At 69.2% G+C, this 24,185-nt stretch carries 23 protein-coding genes; 2 read left to right on the top strand and 21 right to left on the bottom strand.

Features of this window, described 5'->3' with window-relative positions:
* Nucleotides 1-16 precede the first annotated feature (16 nt).
* From ACSQ3D_RS06250 to ACSQ3D_RS06215, 8 genes are all read right to left on the bottom strand, one after another.
* Nucleotides 17-418, bottom strand: coding sequence for a type II toxin-antitoxin system death-on-curing family toxin (locus ACSQ3D_RS06250; RefSeq protein WP_436126271.1), 402 nt, complete (start codon nucleotides 416-418; stop codon nucleotides 17-19).
* Nucleotides 415-639, bottom strand: coding sequence for an AbrB/MazE/SpoVT family DNA-binding domain-containing protein (locus tag ACSQ3D_RS06245; protein ID WP_436126270.1), 225 nt, complete (start codon nucleotides 637-639; stop codon nucleotides 415-417). The genes ACSQ3D_RS06250 and ACSQ3D_RS06245 overlap by 4 nt, the downstream gene beginning before the upstream one ends.
* 56 nt (nucleotides 640-695) lie before the next feature.
* Nucleotides 696-1,451 (bottom strand): aspartate/glutamate racemase family protein, encoded by a 756-nt coding sequence (locus ACSQ3D_RS06240; RefSeq protein ID WP_436126269.1) that lies wholly within the window; start codon nucleotides 1,449-1,451, stop codon nucleotides 696-698.
* A 35-nt stretch (nucleotides 1,452-1,486) separates the two neighbouring features.
* Nucleotides 1,487-2,302 carry a GntR family transcriptional regulator gene (locus ACSQ3D_RS06235; protein WP_436126268.1) on the bottom strand — a complete coding sequence of 272 codons (816 nt, stop codon included), beginning with the start codon at nucleotides 2,300-2,302 and terminating at the stop codon, nucleotides 1,487-1,489.
* A gap of 13 nt (nucleotides 2,303-2,315) precedes the next feature.
* Complete coding sequence (locus ACSQ3D_RS06230) at nucleotides 2,316-3,209, bottom strand: ABC transporter permease (RefSeq protein WP_436126267.1); 894 nt, start codon at nucleotides 3,207-3,209, stop codon at nucleotides 2,316-2,318.
* A complete protein-coding gene (locus ACSQ3D_RS06225) occupies nucleotides 3,209-4,123 on the bottom strand; it encodes an ABC transporter permease (protein WP_436126266.1) in 915 nt (304 codons plus the stop codon). The genes ACSQ3D_RS06230 and ACSQ3D_RS06225 overlap by 1 nt, the downstream gene beginning before the upstream one ends.
* 312 nt (nucleotides 4,124-4,435) lie before the next feature.
* Nucleotides 4,436-5,743, bottom strand: coding sequence for an ABC transporter substrate-binding protein (locus tag ACSQ3D_RS06220; protein ID WP_056169512.1), 1,308 nt, complete (start codon nucleotides 5,741-5,743; stop codon nucleotides 4,436-4,438).
* Nucleotides 5,744-5,814: 71 nt separating this feature from the next.
* Entirely contained in the window at nucleotides 5,815-6,921 is a 1,107-nt protein-coding gene (locus ACSQ3D_RS06215; RefSeq protein ID WP_436126265.1) for an ABC transporter ATP-binding protein, read from the bottom strand.
* A gap of 261 nt (nucleotides 6,922-7,182) precedes the next feature.
* Between ACSQ3D_RS06215 and ACSQ3D_RS06210 the strand changes: the two genes are divergently transcribed.
* Nucleotides 7,183-8,316: a GGDEF domain-containing protein gene (locus tag ACSQ3D_RS06210; RefSeq protein ID WP_235507408.1), complete on the top strand. Its 1,134-nt coding sequence runs from the start codon at nucleotides 7,183-7,185 to the stop codon at nucleotides 8,314-8,316.
* A 13-nt stretch (nucleotides 8,317-8,329) separates the two neighbouring features.
* On the opposite strand, the gene cobT is transcribed toward ACSQ3D_RS06210, so the two are convergent.
* Nucleotides 8,330-9,394, bottom strand: coding sequence for a nicotinate-nucleotide--dimethylbenzimidazole phosphoribosyltransferase (gene cobT, locus ACSQ3D_RS06205; protein ID WP_436126264.1), 1,065 nt, complete (start codon nucleotides 9,392-9,394; stop codon nucleotides 8,330-8,332).
* On the opposite strand from cobT, the gene ACSQ3D_RS06200 reads away from it, so the two are divergent.
* Nucleotides 9,393-10,184: a class I SAM-dependent methyltransferase gene (locus ACSQ3D_RS06200; protein WP_436126263.1), complete on the top strand. Its 792-nt coding sequence runs from the start codon at nucleotides 9,393-9,395 to the stop codon at nucleotides 10,182-10,184. The two genes, cobT and ACSQ3D_RS06200, sit on opposite strands and share 2 nt — an antisense overlap.
* A gap of 14 nt (nucleotides 10,185-10,198) precedes the next feature.
* Here the strand turns inward: ACSQ3D_RS06200 and ACSQ3D_RS06195 are convergent, their stop codons facing one another.
* The 12 genes from ACSQ3D_RS06195 to cobO all read right to left on the bottom strand — a co-directional run bounded on the left by ACSQ3D_RS06195 (nucleotide 10,199) and on the right by cobO (nucleotide 23,956).
* Nucleotides 10,199-11,710: a cobyric acid synthase gene (locus tag ACSQ3D_RS06195; protein ID WP_436126722.1), complete on the bottom strand. Its 1,512-nt coding sequence runs from the start codon at nucleotides 11,708-11,710 to the stop codon at nucleotides 10,199-10,201.
* Between the two features lie 78 nt (nucleotides 11,711-11,788).
* Nucleotides 11,789-12,193: a DUF3037 domain-containing protein gene (locus tag ACSQ3D_RS06190; protein ID WP_436126262.1), complete on the bottom strand. Its 405-nt coding sequence runs from the start codon at nucleotides 12,191-12,193 to the stop codon at nucleotides 11,789-11,791.
* Complete coding sequence (locus ACSQ3D_RS06185; RefSeq protein ID WP_436126261.1) at nucleotides 12,180-12,974, bottom strand: HipA family kinase; 795 nt, start codon at nucleotides 12,972-12,974, stop codon at nucleotides 12,180-12,182. Before ACSQ3D_RS06185 ends, ACSQ3D_RS06190 begins: the two co-directional genes overlap by 14 nt.
* Before the next feature lie 13 nt (nucleotides 12,975-12,987).
* A complete protein-coding gene (locus ACSQ3D_RS06180; protein ID WP_436126260.1) occupies nucleotides 12,988-14,076 on the bottom strand; it encodes an aminotransferase class I/II-fold pyridoxal phosphate-dependent enzyme in 1,089 nt (362 codons plus the stop codon).
* Complete coding sequence (cbiB, locus tag ACSQ3D_RS06175; protein ID WP_436126259.1) at nucleotides 14,073-15,083, bottom strand: adenosylcobinamide-phosphate synthase CbiB; 1,011 nt, start codon at nucleotides 15,081-15,083, stop codon at nucleotides 14,073-14,075. The genes ACSQ3D_RS06180 and cbiB overlap by 4 nt, the downstream gene beginning before the upstream one ends.
* Nucleotides 15,084-15,108: 25 nt before the next feature.
* The gene (locus ACSQ3D_RS06170; protein ID WP_396504414.1) at nucleotides 15,109-15,534 is read right to left on the bottom strand and encodes a DUF1636 family protein; all 426 of its coding nucleotides are present in this window, start codon (nucleotides 15,532-15,534) and stop codon (nucleotides 15,109-15,111) included.
* A 4-nt stretch (nucleotides 15,535-15,538) separates the two neighbouring features.
* On the bottom strand, nucleotides 15,539-16,261 hold the full coding sequence (locus ACSQ3D_RS06165) for a vWA domain-containing protein (RefSeq protein ID WP_436126258.1): 723 nt from the start codon (nucleotides 16,259-16,261) through the stop codon (nucleotides 15,539-15,541).
* Nucleotides 16,240-17,334 carry an ATP-binding protein gene (locus ACSQ3D_RS06160; protein WP_436126257.1) on the bottom strand — a complete coding sequence of 365 codons (1,095 nt, stop codon included), beginning with the start codon at nucleotides 17,332-17,334 and terminating at the stop codon, nucleotides 16,240-16,242. The genes ACSQ3D_RS06165 and ACSQ3D_RS06160 overlap by 22 nt, the downstream gene beginning before the upstream one ends.
* Before the next feature lie 170 nt (nucleotides 17,335-17,504).
* The gene (gene cobN / locus ACSQ3D_RS06155; RefSeq protein ID WP_436126256.1) at nucleotides 17,505-21,320 is read right to left on the bottom strand and encodes a cobaltochelatase subunit CobN; all 3,816 of its coding nucleotides are present in this window, start codon (nucleotides 21,318-21,320) and stop codon (nucleotides 17,505-17,507) included.
* Between the two features lie 10 nt (nucleotides 21,321-21,330).
* Nucleotides 21,331-22,401 (bottom strand): cobalamin biosynthesis protein CobW, encoded by a 1,071-nt coding sequence (cobW, locus tag ACSQ3D_RS06150; RefSeq protein WP_436126255.1) that lies wholly within the window; start codon nucleotides 22,399-22,401, stop codon nucleotides 21,331-21,333.
* Between the two features lie 43 nt (nucleotides 22,402-22,444).
* On the bottom strand, nucleotides 22,445-23,314 hold the full coding sequence (locus ACSQ3D_RS06145; RefSeq protein WP_436126254.1) for an ABC transporter substrate-binding protein: 870 nt from the start codon (nucleotides 23,312-23,314) through the stop codon (nucleotides 22,445-22,447).
* Nucleotides 23,315-23,386: 72 nt separating this feature from the next.
* A complete protein-coding gene (gene cobO / locus ACSQ3D_RS06140) occupies nucleotides 23,387-23,956 on the bottom strand; it encodes a cob(I)yrinic acid a,c-diamide adenosyltransferase (RefSeq protein WP_056169549.1) in 570 nt (189 codons plus the stop codon).
* Nucleotides 23,957-24,185 lie beyond the last annotated feature (229 nt).

Genomic DNA, 24,185 nt, shown 5'->3' with positions numbered 1-24,185 from the left:
AGAGGCCTCAAAGCCTTCATGCTTGGCGAGCGACTGCATGTTTGCGCAGCCAGGCTGCAAAGACTTCTTCCGAAATGTCCCCGGCCGCGACGGCGAGCATGGTCAAAGTCGCGTCAGTCTGGCTGACCTGCAAACGCATGCCATTCAGGTAGAGGAACAAACCCACCGCAAGGAATGCAGCACGCTTGTTGCCATCTACAAACGGATGGTTCTTAGCCAATCCCACGCCATAGCTGGCAGCCAGGGTAGCTACATCCAGCATGCTTTCTGGGCCGGCATACGCGACGACGTTCTGCGGCCGCATCAGCGCGGATTCCAGCAAGCCTTCATCGCGCATACCTTCTCGTCCGCCATGGGTGGCGAGACTTTCCCCGTGCAGGAGAACAAGGGCCTGCTTACTGATCCAGCGCCACCTCATTTGGCCAACTGGTGGAACGTGTCGCGGAAGTCGTGCATGAATTCACGGCCTGCCTTGATTTCCTCTTCAAGAGCAGGGTCGTAGGGAGTCAATGCATAGCCGTCGGGTGTTTCCGTCAAAAAGATGGATTCACCCTTGCCCAGCTTCAAACGAGCCAGTGCTTCTTTGGGCAATACGACACCCACGGAATTGCCGATCTGAGTGAGTTTGAGCATGTGCATAAGAGTATCACCCTTGTAATTACATTTGTAATACTAACTCTCTTGCCCGCATCTCGTCAAACCGGAGATGCCATACCCAACTTCACCATATCGGCCGACACTCCGCTCCACGCGACATTAAACCCCGCCACCCGCCGCTCGGGCGGCACCGGGTGCGCCCGCAGCGCCCAGGTCGCACCCGCCACCACGCTGTCGATCACCGGCACGCCCACCTGCGGCTGCACGGCGGCGGCCATGCCGGCCAGGCCTGCACCGCCCAGGATGACGGCCTGCACACCCATCTGGCGCACCACGTCGCGGCAGGCCTGGGCCAGCAAGGCGCGGGCGGCGTCCGGGTCGGCGGCAAGTTGGGCCCCTGTGGGCGCCACGGTGTGGATGCCTGCCAGCCCGTGCGCATGCCCCAGAGCCTGCGCCAGGCGCTGCAGCATGGGGCCCCAGCGTTCGCCACCGGTGACGATGGCAAAGCGGCCGTGGCGGGCGGCTTCGATGAAGGAGGCTTCGGCCAGGCCGGTCACGGGCACGGGGCTGCTTTCACGCAGCGCCATCAGGCCCGGGTCGCCAAAGCAGCCGATCAGCACGGCATCGGGCGGCTGCTGTCTGCCCTGCGGCTGGGCCAGGTCATGGGCCCAGGCGTCGAGCGCGGCATGCGCTGCCACGGCGTAGCTCGCCTCGCAGGCGATGTACGGCGCACCGAAACGGGCGGTGGCAGTGCGCACTGCCACATGCGAGCCGGCAGCGGCCTGCACGTGGTGCTGCAGCAGCGTGCTCACGCTGGCGGAGGTGTTGGGGTTGATGACCAGCAGTTGGCGCACGGTTAAAGAAGGTCGTGGAGGTCGGGTCGATGCGTTCAGGCCGCGCGGCCCAGCAGCAGACCGATGAGGTCGGGCGCATCGCTGGCGGGCGGGGTGAACTCCAGCTGGGACTCGATGCGTTTCAAATGGTCCAGCATCAGCCGCGCCGCCTCGCGCGCGTCGCGCAAGCGGATGGCGTCGATCAGCGCGCGGTGCTCCCGGCAGCCGCAGGCCGTGGCCTCCTCGCGCTCGCGGGCATGGCTGGGGCTATAGGTCATGAGGATGAGCGAGGTGCGCGAGACCAGTTCGCGCAGGATGCGCCCGAGCGTCTGGTGGCCCGCGGCCTGGGCGATGTGCAGGTGAAAGTCGCCCGACAGGCGGATGGCCCGGCGCATGTCGCCACCGGCGCGCGCAGCCTCTTCGTCGTCGATGCAGGTGCGCAGCGCGGCAATGTCGGCGTCGGTGGCGTTGGCGATGAAAAGCTCGACCAGCCGCGGCTCGAGCAGGCGACGGACCTCGAAAACTTCGCGCGCCTCTTCCGGTGTCGGCTGGGCGATGGACGCGCCCCGGTTGGGTGTGAGCGTGACCACCTGCTCGTTGGCCAGCCGCACCAGCAGCGGCCGCACGCGCGTGCGCGACACGCCGAAGGCCGCTGCCAGCTTGTCTTCGACCAGCTTGGTGCCGGGCGGCAGGCGGTGGTCCAGAATGGCCGACACCATGCGGTCGTACATGTCGTTGTCGCTCAGCTGGCCCGGGACCTCGGCCATAGGCGACTGCATGGTCGACTGAACGGGCGATTCGGCGGGCGCGGAGGCGGGGGCAGAAGCGGCAGCCTGGGCTGCGCGCCGGGGTTTCTTGGCAGTCGTGGTCATAGATGTGCCGTTTTTACCCCGAACGGCCCTTGCGCCCGCGGCCCAATGCCCACACCAGGGCGAGCGTGATGCCCATCACCACGAACGACACCACCGTGGTCAGGGTGCCCAGCGCGTAGATCGACGGCGTGGTGACCGTGCTGGTCAGGCCCTGCAGCTCCAGCGGCAGCGTGTTCACGTCGCCGATGGCCTGCGAGGTGCGGGCGATCTCGTCCCAGCTGAGCGTGAAGCCGAACATGCCGATGCCCACCACCGAGGGCGCGATCAGCGGCAGCACCACATGGGCAAAGCCCTGCCAGGGCGTGGCGCCCAGGTCGCGCGCGGCCTCTTCGTACGCCGGGTTGAAGCGGTTGAACACCGCGAACATGATCAGCAGGCCGAACGGCAGCGTCCAGGTCAGGTGCGCACCCAGGGCCGAGGTAAACAGGCCGAGCGACGTGCCGTAGCCCTCCAGCGCGCTCTCCATGCCCAGCCATTCGAGCGCGGCCTTGATGCCGTTGTCGATGAGCCGGAACTCCAGCCCGATGCCCAGCGAGACGATGATGGACGGCATGATCAGGCTGGCCACGACGATGAAGAACAGCGTGTTGCCGCCCGCCAGCCTCTTGCGAAAGGCCAGGCCCGCCAGCACCGACAGCACCACCGTGCACAGCATCACCGCCACACCCAGGCCCAGCGAGCGCCACAGTGCCGCGCCGATGTCCACCACGCCCAGGCCTTCGGCCAGCTTGTAGAACCAGTGCAGCGACACGCCGCGCATCGGAAAGGTCAGCCCGCCCTCGGGGCCCTGGAAGCTCAGGATGAAGATGACGAACATGGGCCCGTACATGAACAGCACGAACAGGCTGAACACGATGGCCAGCAGCCAGAAGCTGGCGGGGCGGGATTCGCGGATGCGGTTTGCCATCACAGTTCCTTTCGGATGTCGACGAGGCGCGTGAGGCCCCAGATGATCATCAGCACCACCGCCAGCAAGATCACCGCATTGGCCGCCGCCAGCGGGAACTGCAGGTACGAGGTCTGCACCTGGATGATCTTGCCGATGGAGGCGATCTGCTGGCCGCCCATCACGCCGATGGTGACGAAGTCGCCCATGACGATGGTGATCACGAAGATGGACCCGATGATGATGCCGGTGCGCGACAGCGGCACGATCACGTTCCACAGCGTCTGCCAGCCGCTGGCCCCGCTGTCGCTGGCGGCCTCGATGAGGCTGCGGTCGATGCGCATCATGCTGTTGAAGATGGGCACGATCATGAACATGGTGTACAGGTGCACGAAGGCCAGCACCACCGAGAAGTCCGAGAACAGCAACCATTCGACGGGCTGATCGACCAGCCCCGCCCCCACCAGGGTCTGGTTCACCAGCCCGTTGCGCCCCAGCAGCGGCACCCACGAGATCATGCGGATCACGTTCGACGTCCAGAAGGGAATGGTGCACAGCACGAACAGCAGCGTCTGCATGCCCGACGAGCGCACATGAAAGGCCAGGAAATAGGCCACCGTGAAGCCGATCACCAGCGTGATCAGCCACACCAGAAAACTGAACTTGAGCGTGGACCAGTACGTCTTGAGCGTGACGCACAGGCCGTCTGACGCATCGCCACAGCCCGCAAAGATCGACACGTAGTTCTTGAACGTGAAGCCCGGCAGCAATTCGTACTCGTTGAAGTCCCAGAAGCTGACCATCACGATCAGCGCGAGCGGCACCAGGAAGAACAGCACGAACACCAGCGTGAACGGCGCGGCCTGCCACCAGGCGGCAATGCCGCGCCCTGGGGCGGCGCTGGCAGGCAAGGTCGGAGTTTGGGTGGTGCTCATGGTGGTGCGGTTCAGCCAAATTAGCGCAAGAGAACGTGACTATTCACAAGGATTCGCGTTCGATCGATCCGAGCCGTTCGGGCTGAGCCTGTCGAAGCCTCGTGCGGCGCTTCGACAGGCTCAGCGTGAACGGGTTGGGAGTTTTCCAATGACGGATCGGCACAAAAAGTCATGCTGAGCCCTCACTTCGACAAGCTCAGTGCGAACGGTTGGGGGTGGATTGGGGTCGGATTGGGGGTTGCGGTGAACACACGCCCTCCCCCAAACCGTTCGGGCTGAGCCTGTCGAAGCCAGGCCCCGCCCTTCACTCCGTCAGGCCGCGACGAATTCATTCCACTTCTGGACCATGTAGTTGTTCTCGTCCATCAGCGCGTTCCAGCAGGCGATGCCACCCATGCGCGACTCATAGCTGCCGCCGTCGCGCACCGCGCCGGTCTTGGCCAGCACGTCGCCATTGGGGCTCTTGATGTCCTGCGTGGCGGGCTTGCCTTCCATCCAGTAGGCCCACTCGTAGGCTTCCATCTTGGACTTGGCGGTCTCCAGCACGGCGCTGTAGTAGCCCTGGCGGTTCAGGTACGCGCCGGCCCAGCCGTCCAGGAACCAGTTGATGAACTCGTACGCGCCGTCGAGCTTGCGGCCGCTCAATGTGGCCGGCAGGCCGAAGCCTGCAGCCCAGGCGCGGTAGCCTTCCTTGAGCGGCTGGAAGTTGCAGGCGATGCCCTTGGTGCGCACGGCGGTGACGGCCGGGCTCCACATCGACTGGATCACCACCTCGCCCGATGCCATCAGGTTGACCGACTCGTTGAAGTCCTTCCACAGCGCGCGGAACTGGCCCTGCTTCTTGGCTTCGATCAGGGTCTTGATCGTGAGGTCGATCTCCTTCTTGGTCATGTTGCCCTTGTCGGGGTACTTGTAGATGCCCATGGCCTCGACCACCATGGCGGCGTCCATGATGCCGATCGAAGGAATGTTCAGGATCGCGGTCTTGCCCTTGAACTCGGGGTTCAGAAGCTCGGCCCAGGAGCTGATGGGGCGCTTGATCAAATCGGGGCGGATGCCCAGCGTGTCGGCGTTGTACACGGTGGGGATCAGCGACATGAACTGCGTGGGCGCGGTCGCGAACTTCTTGGATTTTTCGCCTTCCAGGTAGATCACCTTCTTGGGCGCCGTGCCCTGGTCGCCCACGGCCTTGCCGGCCACCATGCCGGTGGTGAACAGCGTGGTGATCTTGTCCGCGTTCTTGATGCGCTTGGTGTCGATGCCCTTCAAGTTGCCCGTGGGCACGATCTTTTTCAGCGAGAAGTACTCGGTGTCGATCAGGTCGAAACTGTTGGGCGCGGTCACGGCGCGCTTGGTCACGTCGTCCGTGGTCACGGCCACGTACTGGATCTCGATGCCGGTGTCGGCCTTGAACTTCTCGGCAATGGCCTTGTCCTGGTTCACCGCCGTGCCCAGGTAGCGCAGCACGATCTTCTCCTGCGAATGGACGGCCGGGAACACGCCGGCGGCCAGGATGCCCGCCGTGCCCTTGAGCAGCGAGCGGCGCTGCATGCCGCCGGTGGTGTCGGAGGCGGCGGCAGCAACAACAGCGGGGGAATCAGCACGAGAGTCGTCGGACATGGGAAAGCTCCTTGGTTGGCGAAGTGGCAGGGGGTTGGAAACGAGAGGACGAACGATCAAACGAAAAAGGGTCAGGCCGGCACGGCCTGCGCAGTGGCCGCATCAGCAGCAGCAGGCGCGGATACCGGCACCGTGCGGGGCGACAGCGGGTGCGCCTGCTCCGGCGTCCAGTGCAGCTGCACGCCCTGGCCCACCGCATACGGCTGGGTGGCAAAGGCGGCCTCGGACACCATCACCGAATACGCCGCCGTGGCGTTGGCCGACAGGGCCACGCCCTGCTTTTGCAGGCCCAGCAGCACATAGGTGCCCTGGTACTCCACGTCGGTCACCACGGCCTGCATGCGCTGGGCGCCCCAGGGCAGCTCGGCACTGGCAGGGGCGATCTGCAGGTGGTCGGTGCGCACGCCGACCTTGCCGTCCAGCGTATCGATCACGTTGTGGCCGCCCATGAAGCGCGCCACGAACTCGCTGGCCGGCCGGTTGTAGACCTCGTGCGGGCTGCCCACCTGCTCGATCACGCCGTGGTTCATCACCACCATGGTGTCGGCCAGGGCCATGGCTTCTTCCTGCGAGTGGGTCACGTGGATGAAAGTCAGGCCCAGCTCCTTTTGCCAGCGGCGCAGCTCGGCGCGCATCTGGATGCGCAGGAAAGGGTCCAGCGCGGAAAGCGGTTCGTCCAGCAGCAGCACGCGCGGCTGGGTGATGAGCGCGCGCGCCAGCGCCACGCGCTGCTGCTGCCCGCCCGACAGCTCGGCCGGCTTGCGATCGGCCAGGTGGCCCATGGCCACGCGCTCGAGCAGGTCGCGCGCCTTGGCTTGGCGCTCGGCCTTGGCCACGCCCTTCATCTTCAAACTGAAGGCCACGTTGTCCAGCGCCGACAGGTGCGGGAACAGCGCGAAGCTCTGGAACATCATGGCCGTGCCGCGCGCTGCGGCGGGCAGGTCGGTGATGTTGCGGTTCTCCAGCAGGATGTCGCCACTGGTGACCGACTCGTGCCCGGCGATCATGCGCAAGGTCGTGCTCTTGCCGCAGCCCGAAGGGCCCAGCAGGCAGCAGTAGCTGCCGCTCGCAATGCGCAGGTTGATCGCATCCACCGCGGGTTTGCCGTGGGCATACCGCTTGGTGAGTGCGACGATTTCGATGGCGGCCGGGGCCTTGGCAGGGGCTGGGACTTGCATGCACTGCCTATTGCAAGCGCCGTGCCAGTTTTGTACACAATCTTTTATTCACTTTGAGTACAAAATGCACCAGCATCGTGCGCACAGCGCACCAGTTGCACGAACCGCCGGCACCGCGCCCGCACGGTGCAGCCTTTTATTGGTGCGAAAACGTTTGCGCGGCGCGCCTTGCTGGTGAGCCGCTTGACGCATGGCTATACTGAAACCGAGGCAGACACAAATACTTACCTTTACAAGAGGCGCCACCTCCCCCCACGCCGGATGACGCACCTCGACCCGCGCTCCATGATCGCCATGGCGGGCTTCATGTCCGCGGTCATGGCCATCGTGCTCCTGTTCATGCGGCGGCACTACCCGCCATCGATCCGTGGCGTGGGCGCCTGGGCGGTGGCCCCGCTGCTGTGGCTGGCCTCCACCGTGCTCTTCAGCGTGCGCGGTTTCGTACCCGACTGGCTGAGCCTGGTGCTCGCCAACGAACTGCTGGTGCTGGGCACCGTCACCTACTACATGGGCACGCGCAGCTTCATGGGGGCGCCCAGCACCTGGCGCGTGTGGGCCTGGGTCATGGCCGCCAGCACGCTGGTGTTCATCGTGCTCACCTACTGGGTCCCGCACTACGCGCTGCGGGTGGCCTTCTTCTCGGCCATGATGGGTTTCATCTACGCCGCGCAGCTGCGCTTCATGCTGCGCCATGGCGAGCAGACCTTTCCGGTGCGCCTGGTGGAGGCGGTGCTGGCCCTGCACATGGCCGTGCTCGCCCTGCGGCTCGTCTCCATCGCCATCGGGCATGCGGGGGCCAACCTGATGGAGCCCTCGATGTTCCAGACCTTCTACATCGGCGCCTACGTGCTGACGGTGCTCATGCTGTCCATCGGCGCGGTGCTGATGGCCACCGACCGGCTGCGCACCGAGCTGGAACACCTGGCCACGCACGACTCGCTGACCAACACGCTCAACCGCCGCGCGCTGCTGCAGCGCTGCGAGGACGAACTGGAGCGCGCCCACCGCTACGGCCAGGGCCCGTCCATCATGATGCTGGACCTGGACAACTTCAAGGCCGTGAACGACACCCACGGCCACCAGCACGGCGATGCGGTGCTGGTGCACTTTGCCGACAGCACGCGGCAGGTGCTGCGCCGGCAAGACCGCCTGGGCCGCTACGGCGGGGAGGAATTCATGGTGCTGCTGCCCGGTGCCGATGCCGCAGCCGCCGCGCAGGTGGCCCAGCGCATCCACGCCGCCCTGGCCGCGGGCCACGCCCTCGACTGCCAGGTCAGCATCGGCGTGACCAGTTGGCAGGGGCCGGACGAGACGCTGGACGCGATGCTCTCGCGCGCCGATGCGGCGCTGTACCGCGCCAAGGAACAGGGGCGCAACCGCACCGTGGCGGCCTGACGCAGGCAGCCCGTCAGGCCGTCTGCGTGGCCACGCCGGCCGACTCGAAGCTCGCCATCTCACCCAGCACCGCGCAGGCCGACTGCAGCAGCGGCCAGGCCAGCGCCGCGCCCGAGCCCTCGCCCAGGCGCAGGCCCAGGTCCAGCAGCGGCTCGGCCTGCATCTGCGCCAGCATGAGGCTGTGGCCCCGTTCGCCCGAGCGGTGGGCGAACACGCAGCGCTGCAGCACATGCGGCTGCAGGCGGCTGGCCACCAGCACAGCAGCACTGGTGATGAAGCCGTCCACCACGATCACGCGGCGCTCGGCCGCCGCCTGCAGCACCGCGCCGACCAGTGTGGCCACCTCGAAGCCGCCCAGGGCCGCCAGTGCATCGAGCGCACTGGTGGCCTCGGCGTTCACATCCAGTGCCTGCTGCAGCACGGCGCGCTTGCGCTCGATGCCGGCGGCGTCGAGCCCGGTGCCCGCACCCGTCACCTCGGCCAGCGGCAGGCCGGCCAGGCGCGCGAGCAGCAGCGACGCCACCGACGTGTTGCCGATGCCCATCTCGCCCAGCAGCAGCGCATTGCCGGGCAGGCCGCGCACCACCTCTGCGCCATTCGCCAGAGCCTCGCTGCACTGCGCTGCCGTCATCGCAGGGCCCACGGACGCATCTTGCGTGCCCAGCGCCACCTTGCGCAGCAGCAATTGCGGCTGGCCCGGCGCGGCATCACGCGCCGCGATGGGCTTGCCCACGCCGCAGTCCACCACCGTGAGGCCCAGGCCGTGCTGGCGCGCCAGCACGCTCACGGCGGCGCCACCGGCCAGGAAGTTCTCGACCATCTGCCAGGTCACGTCGCTCGGAAACGCCGACACGCCCCTTGCGGCCAGCCCGTGGTCGCCCGCGCACACCAGCATCTGCGGCGCATGCAGTGCAGGTGTCTCGGTGCCCTGGATGACGCCCAGGCGCAGCGCCAGGCGCTCCAGCGCGCCCAATGAACCGAGCGGCTTGGTCTTGTAATCGATCACATGCTGCAGGCGGGCGGCCAACGCGGCATCATGCAAATCATCAACGGACGGTAGAACGAAAGGTGCAGTCATGGTGGTAGTGAACACAAAGAATGACGCTGTGCACGCTGCGGCACAGCAGGGTTACGCGAAAGAGGCCCAGGCCTACGCGCGCGGCCGGCCGGACTACCCGGCGGCGCTGTCGGACTGGCTGGCGCACACCCTGGGCCTGGGCCCGGGGCGGCAGGTGGCCGATGTGGGTGCGGGCACGGGCAAGTTCACCGCGCTGCTGGCGACCACCGGGGCCGATGTGGTGGGCGTGGAGCCGGTGGACGCGATGCGCGCCAAGATCGACGCGCGGCAGTTGCCCACGGTGCGCACGCTGGCAGGCACGGCGCAGGCCATCCCGCTGCCCGATGCCACGCTCGACGCGGTGGTCTGCGCGCAGTCGTTCCACTGGTTCGCGGGCACCGACGCGCTGGACGAGTTCCACCGCGTGCTGCGCCCCGGCGGCAAGCTCGGCCTGGTCTGGAATGTGCGCGACGAGTCCGTGGACTGGGTGGCCGAGCTGACCACCATCATCACGCCCTTCGAAGGCGATGCCCCGCGGTTCTACAAGGGCGACTGGAAGCAACCGTTCCCCCATCCCGGCTTCAGCGCCCTGGCCGAGACACGGCTGCAGCACGAACACATAGGCCCGCCAGAGCAGGTCATCGTCGACCGCTTCATGTCGGTGAGCTTCATCGCAGCGCTGCCCGATGCCGAGCGCCAGCAGGTGCGTGCGCAGATCGAAGAACTCATCGCCCGCCATCCCGCGCTGCGCGGGCAAGACACCGTGCGCTTCCCGTACACCACGCTCGCGTACCACTGCGAGCGGCTCTGAGGTGGCGCGCACCGTCATGCCGCAGCAGGCGTAGTGCCGGGCGCCGGGCGCGCTATCAACGCCGCCAGCACGCCGGGCGCAAAGCAGGCATCGGCGGACCGCGCCAGGCCGTCGAACACGCTGTCGAGCGTGAGGGCGCGCGTGCCGAACAGCGCGTGCAGCACCGCCGTGTCTTCGAACAGCCCGTGCAGGTACACCCCCAGCACATTGCCCGCCGCATTGGTCCAGGCCAGGCGCGGCATCACCTCGCGCGCCACATCCCCCCCGGCGGCCATGGCCGGGTGCTGCGCGGTCTGCCCGTGGTGGATCTCGTAGCCCGACACCTCCACCCCTGACAACGCGCTCCATGCGCCCGCCAGCGTGCCCCAACAGGTATGCGTGAGCCGCACCGTCTTGTCGCGCGCAAAGGCGGTCACCAGCGGCAGCAGGCCCAGGCCCGGCGCGTTGCCGTCGATGCCGTCGGTGTCGATCAGCGCCTCGCCCAGCATCTGCAGGCCGCCGCACACGCCCAGCACCCGCCCGCCGCGCGCGGCATGGGTGGCGATGGCCCCGTCGAGCCCCTGTGCACGCAGCCAGGCCAGGTCCGACGCGGTGGCCTTGGAGCCGGGCAGCACCACCCAGTCCGCAGCGCCCAGCGCCGCCAGGTCGGCCGGGCTGCGCACCCACTGCAGGCGCACACCAGGCACGTTCTTGAGCGGCTGGAACTCATCCAGGTTGCTGATGCGCGGGTAGGCGATGACGGCCACGGTCGTCTGCACCGCACCCGCTGCGGTGCTGCGGTCGTCGAATACGCCGTCCTCTTCCGGCAGCCCGTGGTGCCACTGCATTGGGATGGTGGCGACCGTGGGCACGCCGGTCAGGTCCTGCAGCATCTGCGGCGCGGGCGCAAGCAGGCTGGCATCCCCGCGAAATTTGTTGAGTACAAAGCCGTGGATGAGCGCGCGCTCGTCTTCGGGCAACAGCGCCCAGGTGCCGTACAGGTGCGCAAACGCGCCGCCCCGGTCGATGTCCGTCACCAGCAGGCAGCGCGCATCGCTGTGGCGGGCCACGCGCATGTTCACGATGTCGCTGGCGTGCAGGTTGATCTCCGCGGGCGAGCCCGCGCCTTCGATCACCACCACGTCGTTCTCTGCGCGCAGGGCGTCCAGCGCGGCCGCGATCTGCGGCCACACCCGCTCGCTGCGGCCGCGCCAAGGCAGCGCGGTCAGCTCGGCGCTCACCTGCCCCATCAGCACCACCTGGCTCTTGGTGTCGGCCTCGGGCTTGAGCAGCAGCGGGTTCATGCGCACCTCGGGCACGGCGCGGGCCGCCAGGGCCTGGAAGTACTGCGCGCTGCCGATCTCGCCCCAGGCACCAAAGCCACCCGCATCGGCGCCCGTGCCGCCGGGGCCGGGCACCACGCGTGCGTTGTTGCTCATGTTCTGCGCCTTGAAGGGCGCCACCTTCAGGCCCTGGTTGCTGTACCAGCGGCACAGGGCGGTGGTGAGCCAGCTTTTGCCGGCGCCGCTGGTGGTGCCCAGCACCATGACGCAGCGGGCCAGTGGAGGATGTGTCGAAGACTCGGTCATGAAAGATGGGGACGGCAGGCAGCGGTCAGCGCAGGGTCAGCGCGGTAGCAAAGGCCGCACCATGCGGTCCATGATGTGGTCGAGCGCCGCTGCCGCATCGGTGCAGCGGCCGGTGTGCACCGGTGAGGTCTGGATGATGGCGCTGCGCCGCGCCGTCAGCCAGTGAAAGCGCGAGCGGAAGGGCAGCTGCGCAATCGGCCCGCAACCCGCCTCGCCCGCGCAGATGGCAACGATGGCCGACAGGTGGCGGCGCACGGTGTCGATGTCCACCTGCGGGTCCATGGCCAGCAGGCGCGCCTCGTCGAGCGCGATCGCCGCCTGCAGGAAGCCGCTGCGATGGCACGACAGGATCACGCCGGCGTTGATGAATTCTTCGCGCTCCACACGCGGCACCACGCGCACGACGGCGTAGTCGTACACGTCCATCTCAGCGCTGCGCATCGAAGGCTCCCTTCAGCGCGTCCACCCAGGCGGCACGGCCTTCCAGGCGCGCGCAGAAATGGTCCACATAGGCCTGGCGGTGGCTGGCCGGTGCCGACAGCGGGCCCTCGGTGTGCTCGGCCCCGGCAAGGGCCAGGAACTCGTCGGGTATGTCAGCCAGGATGGCAGTGAGCACATCGCGCGTGAGCAATGCGGCCAGCTCGCCATCGATCTGCGCAATGGCGGTGGCGCGGTGCAGCAGGACGTGGTCGGCCATGGGTGCAAACGGCTTGGCCGGTTGCGCCACCGCGCCGTTCCACGCGTGGTGAAAGGTCAGCGATGCGCCGTGGTCGATGAGCCAGGGCTTGCGGTGCCACATCAGCAGGTTGGTGTTGCGGGCGGTGCGGTCCACATTGGCCACCAGGGCGTCGAACCACACCAGGCGCGAGGCGAAGTCGTCGGTCACCTCGTCGACCGCCGGGTCGAAGTTGAGCGCACCCGACAGGTAATCGAGCCCCACGTTGAGGCCGCCGCTGGCGCGCACCAGGTCCTGGATCTCGGGGTCGGGCTCGGTCTGCGCGAGCGCCGGGTCCAGGTCGGCCAGCACGATCTCGGGCACCGGCAGTTGCAGGGCGCGCGCGATGCCGCCCGCGATAAGCTCGGCCAGCAAGGCGCGCACGCCCTGCCCTGCCCCGCGGAACTTGAGCACGTACAGGCCCAGGTCGTCGCCTTCGACCACGGCGGGCATGGAGCCGCCTTCACGCAGCGGCGTGACATAGCGGGTGACGGTGATGGTTCGCACGACGTGGCGCTCCTCAGGGGTTGGGTGAATCGGGCATGGTAGCGGCGGCGCGCTGCACATCGTGGAAGGCGCGGGCCAGCGCCTGCTGCGCAGCGGGCGCGAGCACCCCCAGCCGCACGTGGCCGGGCAGGCCGAACGAGCTGCAGTCGCGCAGCTTGATGCCGTGGGCGCGCAAGCCGTGCAGGACACGCTCTGTCTGCTCCGCATGGGCGAAGGGCCACTGCGCCACGACATAGTTGGCCAGGCTGCCGGGCACCACGCGCCAGCCCAGGGCGGTGCACAGCGCCTGCTGGGCAGACTTCCACCCGCGCAGCGTGTCCAGGCTGTGCTGCAGCCACTGCTGCACGGCGGGCTGCGCCCAGGCGGTGAGCATGGCCACGCCATGCGCGCCCACGGGCCACGACGGCGCCAGGCCCTGCAGCGCGGCGATGCGCCCGGGCGTCTCGTGCGCCGGGGCTATCGCATAAGCGGCGCGCACGCCGGTCAGGCCCAGCGCCTTGTTGGGCGTCCACAGCTGCCAGGCCGACGGGGGCGCGTGGGTGGGCTGGCCGTCCAGGCGCAGCGGCGCGTAGGCGCAGTCCAGCACCTGCAGGGCGCCTGCCGTTCCGCAGCCGTGTGCGTGCCACAGGGCCAGCGCCGGGTCCACCTGGCCCAGCGGGCTCGACGGCTCGCACGCCCAGTGCAGGCCTGCAGCGGCCTGCAAGCCGCCGGCTGCGGCATGCAGCACCTGCAGGCCCCAGGCCTGCGCCGCGTGCGCGTAGTCGCCGTAGCTGTGCGCCGGCACGGCCACGTGGGTGGCACCCTGGCGCGCTGCCCAGGCCGTGGCGCGGTGAATGAATTCGCTGGCGCTGCCAGCCAGCACGATGCGGCCCGGGTCCACGGCATGCAGGCCGGCCAGTTGGACCCGCAGCGCCGTGTACGCAGGGTCGGGATAGCGGCTGGCATCGGCCGCCTGCACGCTGCACAGCGCCTGCGGGCACGGGCCGCAGGCATTGCTGTTGGTCGAAAAATCGTGCAGCGGGACGCCCCCAGCGTCCGGCCCGCCGTGCAGCGGCAAGGCTGCGACAGCGGTGTCGATCTCCATGGGCGTGACCGCGTTCATGGCCTGGCCCCGCCCATCAGCGCCATGGCCGCCAACGCCACCAGCACCTGCAGGGCCACCACCACCGGCACCAGCATCAGCACGACCTTGTCGCCCTGGCGCGCAGCGCGGCGCGTGTCCAGCGGCCCGGGGGAGCGTGCCGCGCCGTTGAGCGCATACACACCGGGCTTGGCCAGCCGCACGTTCAGCGACAGCGCCATGGCCGCCATGGGCCAGCCGCTGTTGGGCGACGGCGTCTTGCGCGCCTGCCGCACCAGCGTGCGCAGCGGCAGGCCCCCGGCGGCCAGCGCCAGCAGCAGCGCCGCGATGCGGGCAGGCACCCACGACAGCCCGTCGTCCGCCCGCGCCGCCCACTTGCCGGCCCATTGCCAATACCGCCCGCCGCGCATGCCCGGGTAGCCCCACATCGCATCCGCCGTGTTGGCCATGCGGTACAGCGCGGCGCCGGGCAGCCCCAGCAGCGCAAACCAGAACAGCGGCGCCACCACCGAATCGTTGAGGTTTTCAGCCAGCGACTCGATGGCCGACTCGCGCACCTCGTCGGCCGTCAACGCGCTCACATCGCGGCTCACCAGCCGCGACAGGCGCTCGCGCCCTGCGGGCAGCGACTGGCCCAGCGCAATCTCCACCGCCAGCACCTCATCGCGCAGCATGCGCCAGGCCAGCAGGGGCTTGAGCAGCAGCGCCAGCAGGGCCATGGCCAGCAGCCCATACAGCGCCAGCGCCGCATGCTGCGCCAGGCCAGACACTATCAAAACAATAGCTGCCAGCGCACACCAGAAGAGCGCTGCTAGCCAAAAACGCTTCCAATCCGCTGCCACGGGGGCGGTGGGCGCAACCTGGTCGCCACCGTACTGCAGCGCCTTGCCCATCCACACCACAGGGTGGCAGGCCGCGGGCGGCTCCCCCAGCCACCCGTCGATGGCCAGGGCCAGCACGGGCACCCAGACCAACACGCGCAGGGCGTCCCACTGCGTGGCAGGAAGAAGCAAGACCAAAACGTCCATGGAATGTGCGGGCGAGCAAAAAGGCTCAGGATACCGACGGCGGCAGGCGCACCACGATGCCGCTGCGCAGGCGCTCGGGGCGTTCGTTGCGGTGGAGCATGCCGTCCACGGCCGTGGCATGCATCGCGCCGCAGTCCAGCACGTGGCGGGCGGTTTCCTCGTCGGGCTTCAGGTCGCCGAACACGAAGGTGTGCTTGCCGGCCGCCTGGAAGGCCACCGAGCAGGCGCGCGAGCAACTGCTCAGGCAGGCCACGCCGCGCACGCGCACCTGGGCCCAAGTGCCGGCATCGTCGCCCAGCTGTGCGGCCTGCACGGCTTCGAACAGCAGTTCGCCGTCGGCCGGCAGATCACGCGATGCGCCCGCCGGGCGGCAGGTGGTGCAGACGATCACGTCGGTGGTGTGGGAAGGCGTCAAGGCAGCAGCGTCGGACATCGGAAAAAGCTCGTTCATGGATCTAGGAAGAAAGGGGTTCAGGCAGGCGGTGCTCGGCCTGCCAGCGTGCGGCCCAGGCCGCGCAGCGGCCCACGGGGCGCAGCGGGTCGTCGAAATCCACGACCACGACGTGCGCGGCAGCGCCCGGCGCGGCGGGCTGCTCGAGCGTGCGGCCATCGGTCAGCAGCCACAGGCACGAGGGCGCGCCCGCGCCCCGCTGGCGGCGCGCCATGCGCAGCAGCCGTTCGGCCTCGGCCAGGCCTGCCACCAGGGGCGTGCCACCACCGCCGCCCAGCGGGCGCACGCGGGCCGTGCCAGCCGTGCGCGCAGCGCTGGGGGGCAGCAGCAGCTCCACCCCCTGGCCGCCAAAACACAGCAGGGCCACGTGGTCGCCGGCGCGCGCGGCCTGCTCGATCAGGCGCGCGGCATAGCCCTTGGCCCAGGCCAGGCGCCCGCCCTGGCGCATGGAGCCCGAGGTGTCGAGCGCAATCAGGTGCAAACAGGGCTGCACGGCGCTGGCAGGGCGGCGGCGCAGGTGCGCAGGCTGCAGGCGCGCGGGGCCCTTGGCCACCAACGTGCGCAGCCAATCGACGCTGGCGCTTTGTGGGTCAGCGGGCCGGGCCATGGCCTGCGGCGTGCGCAGCCAGGCATTGCGGGGGGCTTGCCACCGCCAACCTGCGCTTGCCTTGCCTGTGGCCTGGGGCAAGCGCGGGCCGGGGTGGCTCAGGCTTTTTTTGGTGGCCACGCTCCGGTGCTGCGCACGCGCGCCATGGCTTGGGGTTCGGGCGGTAGCGCGCCCCAGTCGCCCTCGGGAGCATCCTGGGCAGAGCCCGCGCCCTGCCCGCTGGCGGGCGAGGGTTTGGACGGTGACGGCGATGAAAGCGAAGGAGGTTGTGCGGCGCCCGAGGGCGGTGCCGTGCCGGCCGCGCCTGCCGGGCCTGCCGAATTCTCACCACGGCGGTGCGCCAGCGCCAGTTCGGCCACGGCATCCACATGCTCCACGCGCACGCCGGTTTGCTGATCCAGCGCCGCCAGGGCCCGTGCGGCACGCAGCATCACCAGGTCGGCACGGATGCCGTCCACGCCTGCCGCCAAAGCCAGGCCCGCTGCATGCTGCACCACGGCGTCGGACCACTCCAGGCCCGCCAGCGCTGCACGCGCACGCACCACGGACGCCACCAGCACAGCCTGTGCAGCGGCATGCCGCGCCACCACGGCGGCCGGGTCGGCCTCGAACGCCAGCCGCGCCCGCACGATGGCCTGGCGTGTGCCGGCGTCGGCCGGGTTGTGCAGCGCCACCGACAGGCCGAAGCGGTCGAGCAGCTGCGGGCGCAGCTCGCCCTCCTCCGGGTTCATGGTGCCTACCAGCACGAAGCGCGCGGCATGCTGGTGCGACACGCCATCGCGCTCCACCGTGTTCACGCCGCTGGCGGCCACGTCGAGCAGCGAATCCACCAGCGCATCGGGCAGCAGGTTGACCTCGTCCACATACAGCACGCCGCCGTGCGCGCGCGCCACCAGGCCGGGCGCCAGGCGCACCTGGCCGTCGCGCAGCACGTCTTCGATGTTCAGCGTGCCCACCAGTTGCTCCAGGCTGGCGGCCAGGGGCAGCGTGACGAAGGGCGCATCGGGCAACAAGGCCGCCAGCGCGCGCGCCGAGGTCGACTTGGCCGTGCCCCGCGGGCCGCTGATGAGCACGCCGCCCATGCCGGGGTCGATGGCAGCCAACAGCAGCGCGCGCTGCAAGGCTTCGTGGCCGACCAGCGCGGTGAAGGGGAATGTGGTGGTTGGCACCGGGGCCAAAGAGACAGGAGTCATGTCAGTTATCCATAGCTATGTGAGCCGCCCAAGGTCCTTGAACCCGGCGCGGCCGAGGCCAGCGCCCCCGCGCAAGGGCCGCCCCGCCGCGCTGGGGGCGTCCCCCTCCCGACTCGCGCAGCGAGACGAGAGAGGGGGAAGGCGCGAAGCGACTCAGGGGGAGTTTCACTTCAGCGTCCTTCGCCCTGAGTTTCGAGGCGGTGTTCGAGCTCCAGCAGGTGCTCTTCGATGCGCTCGCGGTGCTCGCCGGGCTCGGCCCACAGGCCGCGCTGCATGGCTTCGAGCAAACGCTCGCCGATGCTGCGCAGGGCCAGCGGGTTGTGTTGTTGCAGAAAATCGCGCGTGGCGTCGTCGTGCAGGTAGGCGTCGGCCACCAGCGCGTACTGGTGGTCGCCCACCACGCCGGTGGTCGCGTCGAAGGCGAACAGGTAGTCCACCGTGGCTGCGATCTCGAAAGCGCCCTTGTAGCCATGGCGCTTCACGCCGTCGATCCACTTGGGGTTGACGGCGCGGGCACGCACCACGCGGGCGACCTCTTCGCTCAGCGTGCGGATGCGCGGCGCGCCGGGCGTGCTGAAGTCGCCGTGGTACAGCGCGGCCGGCGCGCCCGCCAGGTGCTGCACGGCCGCGGCCATGCCGCCCTGGAACTGGTAGTAGTCGTCCGAGTCGAGGATGTCGTGTTCGCGGTTGTCCTGGTTGTGCAGCACCGCGTCCACCGCAGCCAGGCGCTGCTCGAAGGCGGCGCGCGCGGCCTCGCCGTGGCCGCCCTGCCCGTAGGCGAAGGCGCCCGCGCGCAGGTAGGCCTGGGCCAGGTCGTCCGACGTGCTCCAGCGGCCGGTGGCCATGATCTCTTGCAGCCCTGCACCATAACCGCCGGGGCGCGGGCCGAACACGCGCCAGGTGGCGCGGCGCTCGGCCTCGTCGGCGGCCATGCCCTGCGCCTGGGCCTCGGCGGCCTCGCGCTGCACGCGAGCGCGGATGGGGTTCACGTCGTCGGGCTCATCGTCTGCGGAAATGGCCGCCACCGCACGCACGGCGGTGTCGAACAGGTCGATCACGCCCGGGAAGGCATCGCGAAAGAACCCCGACACGCGCAGTGTCACGTCGATGCGCGGGCGATTGCGGATCGCCATGGGTAGCACTTCGATGTCCACCACGCGGCTGCTGCCGGGCGCCCATCGGGGCCGCACGCCCAGCAGCGCAAAGGCCTGCCCGATGTCCTCGCCCCCCGTGCGCATGGTGCTGGTGCCCCAGACCGACAGGCCCACCGCGGTGGGAAAGCTGCCATGGTCCTGCAGATGCCGCTCCACCACGCGGTCGGCCGCCAGCGCGCCCATGCCATAGGCCGTGGGCGTGGGCACCGCGCGCGTGTCCACCGAGTAAAAGTTGCGCCCCGTGGGCAGCACATCGGGCCGGCCGCGCGATGGTGCGCCGCTGGGGCCGGGCGGCACGAACCTGCCCGCCAGGCCGCGCAGCAGCTGGCCCATCTCGTTCGGCCCGCAGGCATCGAGCCGCGGGGCCAGCACCGTGCGCATGCGCGCCAGCACCGGCGCGCTGTGCGGCCACTGCGTGGCGTCCATGGGCAGGCCCACGATGTGCCCTTCATCGTCCACCGCCAGGTGCTGCTGCACGCACTGCACGGCCAGCTTTTCGAGCCGCTCGCGCGTGTGGCCCACGTGGCGCCAGGGCTCGTCGCTCAGGGCCTGCAGCGCCGCGGGGCGCGGTCCGGTCCACGGTGCGGCCCACTCGGGGTTCAGCGGGTCGAAATCGCCCAGCTCCAGGTCGCGCGCCAGCGCCACCAGCAGGCTGCCCTGCCCTGGCGCCGAGCCGCCCGGAAAGCGCGCCAGCGCCACCAGCGTGTCGGTGCGCTGGCGATCCCGCGGCGAGCGGCCCAGGATGTGCAGGCCGTCGCGGATCTGCGACTCCTTGATCTCGCACAGGTAGGCGTCGAGCCGGCCGAGCAGCGCCTCGCGCTGCGCATCGTCGGCCGGGGGGGCAAAGCCCAGTTCCTGGTGCAGGCCGTTCTTCAGCACCTGGTCGAGGATGCTCTGGCGCAGCAGCTTGGCGCGGCGCGGGTCGAGCGACAGCGCCTCGTAGTACTCGTCCATGGAGCGTTCGAGCTGCTGCAGCGGGCCGTAGGTCTCCGCGCGCGTGAGCGCGGGCATCAGGTGGTCGATGATGACCGCCTGCGTGCGGCGCTTGGCCTGGCTGCCCTCGCCCGGGTCGTTGACGATGAACGGGTACAGGTGCGGCAGCGGGCCCAGGATGGCATCGGGCCAGCACGCGGCGCCCAGCGCCACGCTCTTGCCTGGCAGCCATTCGAGGTTGCCGTGCTTGCCCACGTGCACCACCGCGTCCACCGCGAACGCGCGGCGCAGCCAGAAGTAGAAGGCCAGGTAGCCGTGCGTGGGCACCAGGTCGGCATCGTGGTAGGTGGCCACCAGGTCCAGGTCGCGCCCCCGCGCGGGCTGGATGCCCACGAAGACGTTGCCCAGGCGAACACCGGGCACCATGAAGCGCCCGCTGCGCACGATGGGGTCTGCGCCGGGCGATCCCCACAGGGCGTTGACCGCTTCCTGGCTGGCCTTCGGCAGCGCGCCGAAGTCGGCCAGGTAGTCGGCCATGGCCAGGCTCTGGCCCGCGGGGCGGTCGGCGTTGGCGTCAAGGTTGTTGGTCACGCCCGCCACCAGCCGCGCGATCAGCGCATCGCCGCCCTCGGGCAGATCGCCCGTGGTGTAGCCCGCGTCGCGCAGCGCCTGCAAGATCAGCACGGTGGAGGCCGGTGTATCGAGGCCCACGCCGTTGGCCAGGCGCGCATCGTCGTTGGGGTAGTTGGCCAGGATGAGCGCCACGCGCTTGCCCGCAGGCGGTTTGCTGCGCAGCACGCACCAGCGGCGCGCCAGTTCGGCCACGAAGGCGATGCGCTCGGGCTCGGGCTGGTAGCGCACCACATCGACCTCGGTGCGCTCGCAGCGCCAGGCCAGGCCCTTGAAGCTGATGGCGCGCGCGCCGATGCGCCCGTCCACCTCGGGCAGCACCACCTGCATGGCCAGGTCGCGCGGCGCCAGGCCATGCGGGTCGTCCTGCCATTGCTCCAGCGAGCAGCCGGCGGTGATGACCTGCAGCACCGGCGCATCGCCCGCCAGGGTGATGGCCTGCGCGTCGTCGTCGTCACTGCCGTCTATGGAGGCCACGGCAAAGCTCGTGGCGTTGAGCACGATGCCCACGCCCTGCGCGGCGGCCATGGCCTGCAGCGCGGCCAGGCTCTCGGGGTTCTTGAGCGAGTCCACGCCCACGGCCAGGGTGTTGAGCCCGACGTCTGCCAGCGCCGCATGCACCGCATCGAACACCGCCGTGTTGCCCGACTGAATGTGCGCGCGGTAGAACACCAGCATCGCCACCGGCGCGTCGGGAATCCACGGCGCCGCGGCGGCCGGGGTGTAGGCCATCACCGGCGGCAGCGGCCGGGGTGGCGCCGGGCGCGGGCCGATGCCGAAGGCCGCATGGCCGATGAGCGCAAAGAACGCCAGCGCGTTGTCGCGCCCACCCTCGCGCAGGCAGCGCCACAGCTGGTGGCAGTCCTCCGGGCTGGCGGTACTGCGCATCAGAAGCTGAGGGTCTTCGATGTTGTCGCCCGAGAACAGGGCCAGCCACTGGCGGTGCTTGCCAGCCAGCGACATCGCTTGCTCCACCACATAGGCCCAGTCGCTGGGGCTGCCCAGGTGGTCGATGACGATCACGCGTGCATGGCGCAGCACGTCGTCCACGTACATGTCGGTGGACGCGGGCTGGCGCAGCCACATCAGGTTGGCCAGGCGCACGCTGGGGAATCCATCGCCCAGGCTGGCCGCCGCATCGGACAGCAGCGACAGCGTGGTGTCGGCCGCGCTCAGGATGACGATGTCGCCGGGCGTCTGCTCCACGCGCACCAGGCCCTGGCCCCCGTCCTCGACGTAGCCACCCGGGCGTGTGGAAAGCAGATGCATGGGTGTCGCCTCAGACGGTGGTGGCAGCGGGTTCGGCCAGTGCCGATTGCAGTTCGGCCTGCAGGGCCGCAGCGTCCAGGTGGTCGCCGATCACGACCAGGCGTGTGGCACGCACATCGCCTGCGCGCCAAGCGCGGTCGAAGTGGCTGTCGAAGCGCTGGCCCACGCCCTGCACCACCAGGCGCATGGCCGCACCCGGCAGGGCCACGAAGCCCTTGATGCGGTAGATCTCGTGGCGCTGCACCAGGGCGACCAGGGCCTCCACCAGGCGGGCGCGGTCGGTCACGTCGAGCGTGACGTGCACCGATTCGAACTCGTCGTGGTCGTGGTCTTCTTCCTCGTCGTGGTGGGTCTTGCGGTCATCGATCACGTCTTCCACCGCATGGCCCAGGCCCAGCAGCACGCTGGGGTCGATGCGGCCGTGCTGGGCGTGCACGAACTTCACGCCCGGCAGGGTCTCGCCGCGCACGATGGCTTCGACGCGGGCCAGGGCGTCGGCGTCCAGCCCGTCGGTCTTGTGCAGCACCACCAGATCAGCGGTGGCCAACTGGTCCTCGAACAGTTCGTGCAGGGGCGATTCGTGGTCCAGGTTGTCGTCGGCGCGGCGCTGGGCGTCCACCGCCACCGGGTCATCGGCGAACTGGCCGGCGGCCACGGCAGGCGCATCGACCACGGTGATCACCGAGTCCACCGTGAACACGTTGCGCAGCGCGGGCCACTGGAAGGCCTGCACCAGCGGCTTGGGCAGCGCCAGGCCCGAGGTCTCGATGACCAGGTGGTCGATCTGGTCGCGGCGCGCGGCCAGTTGCTCCATCACCGGCGCGAACTCTTCCTGAACGGTGCAGCACAGGCAGCCGTTGGCCAGCTCGAACAGCTGGCCGTTCTCCACCCCGTTCTCGTCGCAGCCGATGCCGCAGCTGCGCAGCAGCTCGCCGTCAATACCGAGCTCGCCGAACTCGTTGACGATGACAGCGATGCGCTTGCCCTGCGCGTGGGTCAGCAGGTGGCGCAGCAGCGTGGTCTTGCCGCTGCCCAGAAAGCCGGTGACGATGGTGGCGGGGATCTTGTGGACTTGTTGCATGGAGGTCTCCAGTCAGAAAATGGTGGGAGTCAGGATGTGTGGGTCAACGCAAGGCTTGCGGCAACCCTGAAAGGCAATCGACCAGCATGTGCGCCGCCTCGCCCAGGCGCGGGCCGGGGCGTGAGAGCAGGTCCATGCGGTCGGCATCGAGCTGGCAGACCTGGTGCTGGCGCAGCGCTCTCATGCCCGACCAGCCGGGCCGCTCCGCCAGGTTCATGAGCGAGGCGGCCGGGCCGATGACGAGGTCGGGTGCACCGCGCACCACCATCTCGGCGTTGACGCGCGGGAACAGCCCTAGGTCACCGGGCACGATGTTGACCAGCCCCAGCCGCGCGATGGTCTCGCCGATGAAGCTGGCAGCGCTGGCCGCAGTCGGCCCCACGCCCACCTCGACATACACGCTGCGCCCGCGCAGGTGGGCCGGCATGCGGCGCGCGGCAGCGTCGAGCTCGCGGTCGATGCGTGCCACCAGCTCGGCGGCACGGGCCGATTCGCCGAGCGATTGGCCCACGCTGAGCAGCATGCGCTGGAGGTCGGCATGGGTGCGCGCATCGAACACCTGCACGGGTACGCCCAGGGCCGACAGGCGATCCCCTGCCCTGCTGCGCGGGCCGAGCAGCACCATGTCGGGCCGGAGGGCCACGATGCGTTCGATCTGCGCATCCTGCAGGCCGCCGACCTTGGGCAGCTTGGCGACGGTGCCGGGCCAGCTGGAGTAGCGGTCGGTACCGACCAGCTCGGCGCAGTGGCCGAGGGCGCAGACGGTTTCGGTGAGCGAGGGGGACAGGGTGATGATGCGGTGTTGTTGTGACTGCTGCTGTTGTGCCTGGGCTGGTGCCATGGCGAAGCCGCCCAGCAGGCCGAGCACCGCCAGTGCCGGCACGGTGGGGTGCAGCAGGCGGGTGCGGGTCATGGGCAGGGGTATCGGCATGGGTGCGTGCACAGCGTTCGGCATCAGATCAGATCAGACCAAATCAATGCTTCATCAGTCCTCGATGCCGCGCTGGGCGGGCACGCCGGCCTTGAAGTGGTGTTTGATGAGGGTCATCTCGGTGACGGTGTCGGCCAGCTCGATCAGCTCGGCCGGTGCGTTGCGGCCGGTGAGCACGACGTGCACGTGCGACGGGCGTTCGCGCAGGCAGGTGAGGATGGATTCGAGCGGGATCCAGCCGTAGCGCAGGGGGTACATGATCTCGTCGAGCACGACCATGAAGTGCGCGCCTGCGCGGATGGTGGTTTCGGCCTTGGCCCAGCCGTCGAGCGCGAGTTGCGCGGAGTGGTCGAGGTCGCGGCTCTTCCAGCTGAAGCCGTCGCCCAGGCCTTCGATGGGGACGCCGAGTTGTTCGAACAGGCGGTGTTCGCCGAAGCGGGCGGTGGGGACCTTCATGAACTGGTAGACCTTGATGGTCTTGCCACGGCCGTGGGCGCGCAGGGCGAGGCCGAAGGCGGCTGTGCTTTTGCCTTTGCCGGTGCCGGTGTGGACCAGAATCAGGCCTCGGCGTTCGCCTTGGGGTTTGGGGGTGTCGCGGAGGATAGGGGGGGATTCGATTTGCATGGTTTCGATTCAGGCTCTATTTCGTCCGTGTGGCGATGGCGACTTCTGCTTCTTTGCAGAGGGCGGAGGCCGGGGTGTGCGCCCGGCGGCGCAGTAACTTTCTCTTGCGTCGCCAAGAGAAAGTCACCAAAGAGAAGGCGACCCCCAGTCTGCGTCCCCCATTCGCCCTGGCGGGCGAACGGGGGCAACCTGCGATGCTCGGGCCGGGGGTGGCGTCGCAGAACTCGCT

The sequence above is a fragment of the Acidovorax sp. LjRoot117 genome, from assembly GCF_964252695.1.
GTDB lineage: Bacteria > Pseudomonadota > Gammaproteobacteria > Burkholderiales > Burkholderiaceae_C > Acidovorax.
This window is presented reverse-complemented; position numbering and strand designations above follow the sequence as displayed.

Excerpts from the sequence above, each read along its gene's own strand:
- ACSQ3D_RS06195 (WP_436126722.1), bottom strand. The coding sequence starts at position 11,710 with ATGGTGCTGGGCACCACCAGCGGCGCCGGCAAAAGCTGGCTCACCACC.
- ACSQ3D_RS06190 (WP_436126262.1), bottom strand. The coding sequence starts at position 12,193 with ATGCGCAGCGCTGAGATGGACGTGTACGACTACGCCGTCGTGCGCGTG.
- cobT (WP_436126264.1), bottom strand. The coding sequence starts at position 9,394 with ATGACTGCACCTTTCGTTCTACCGTCCGTTGATGATTTGCATGATGCC.
- ACSQ3D_RS06225 (WP_436126266.1), bottom strand. The coding sequence starts at position 4,123 with ATGAGCACCACCCAAACTCCGACCTTGCCTGCCAGCGCCGCCCCAGGG.
- ACSQ3D_RS06180 (WP_436126260.1), bottom strand. The coding sequence starts at position 14,076 with ATGAACGCGGTCACGCCCATGGAGATCGACACCGCTGTCGCAGCCTTG.
- ACSQ3D_RS06170 (WP_396504414.1), bottom strand. The coding sequence starts at position 15,534 with ATGAACGAGCTTTTTCCGATGTCCGACGCTGCTGCCTTGACGCCTTCC.
- ACSQ3D_RS06220 (WP_056169512.1), bottom strand. The coding sequence starts at position 5,743 with ATGTCCGACGACTCTCGTGCTGATTCCCCCGCTGTTGTTGCTGCCGCC.
- cobN (WP_436126256.1), bottom strand. The coding sequence starts at position 21,320 with ATGCATCTGCTTTCCACACGCCCGGGTGGCTACGTCGAGGACGGGGGC.
- ACSQ3D_RS06250 (WP_436126271.1), bottom strand. The coding sequence starts at position 418 with ATGAGGTGGCGCTGGATCAGTAAGCAGGCCCTTGTTCTCCTGCACGGG.
- ACSQ3D_RS06235 (WP_436126268.1), bottom strand. The coding sequence starts at position 2,302 with ATGACCACGACTGCCAAGAAACCCCGGCGCGCAGCCCAGGCTGCCGCT.
- cobO (WP_056169549.1), bottom strand. The coding sequence starts at position 23,956 with ATGCAAATCGAATCCCCCCCTATCCTCCGCGACACCCCCAAACCCCAA.
- ACSQ3D_RS06200 (WP_436126263.1), top strand. The coding sequence starts at position 9,393 with ATGGTGGTAGTGAACACAAAGAATGACGCTGTGCACGCTGCGGCACAG.
- ACSQ3D_RS06160 (WP_436126257.1), bottom strand. The coding sequence starts at position 17,334 with ATGACTCCTGTCTCTTTGGCCCCGGTGCCAACCACCACATTCCCCTTC.
- ACSQ3D_RS06210 (WP_235507408.1), top strand. The coding sequence starts at position 7,183 with ATGACGCACCTCGACCCGCGCTCCATGATCGCCATGGCGGGCTTCATG.
- cbiB (WP_436126259.1), bottom strand. The coding sequence starts at position 15,083 with ATGGACGTTTTGGTCTTGCTTCTTCCTGCCACGCAGTGGGACGCCCTG.
- cobW (WP_436126255.1), bottom strand. The coding sequence starts at position 22,401 with ATGCAACAAGTCCACAAGATCCCCGCCACCATCGTCACCGGCTTTCTG.
- ACSQ3D_RS06230 (WP_436126267.1), bottom strand. The coding sequence starts at position 3,209 with ATGGCAAACCGCATCCGCGAATCCCGCCCCGCCAGCTTCTGGCTGCTG.
- ACSQ3D_RS06245 (WP_436126270.1), bottom strand. The coding sequence starts at position 639 with ATGCACATGCTCAAACTCACTCAGATCGGCAATTCCGTGGGTGTCGTA.
- ACSQ3D_RS06215 (WP_436126265.1), bottom strand. The coding sequence starts at position 6,921 with ATGCAAGTCCCAGCCCCTGCCAAGGCCCCGGCCGCCATCGAAATCGTC.
- ACSQ3D_RS06145 (WP_436126254.1), bottom strand. The coding sequence starts at position 23,314 with ATGACCCGCACCCGCCTGCTGCACCCCACCGTGCCGGCACTGGCGGTG.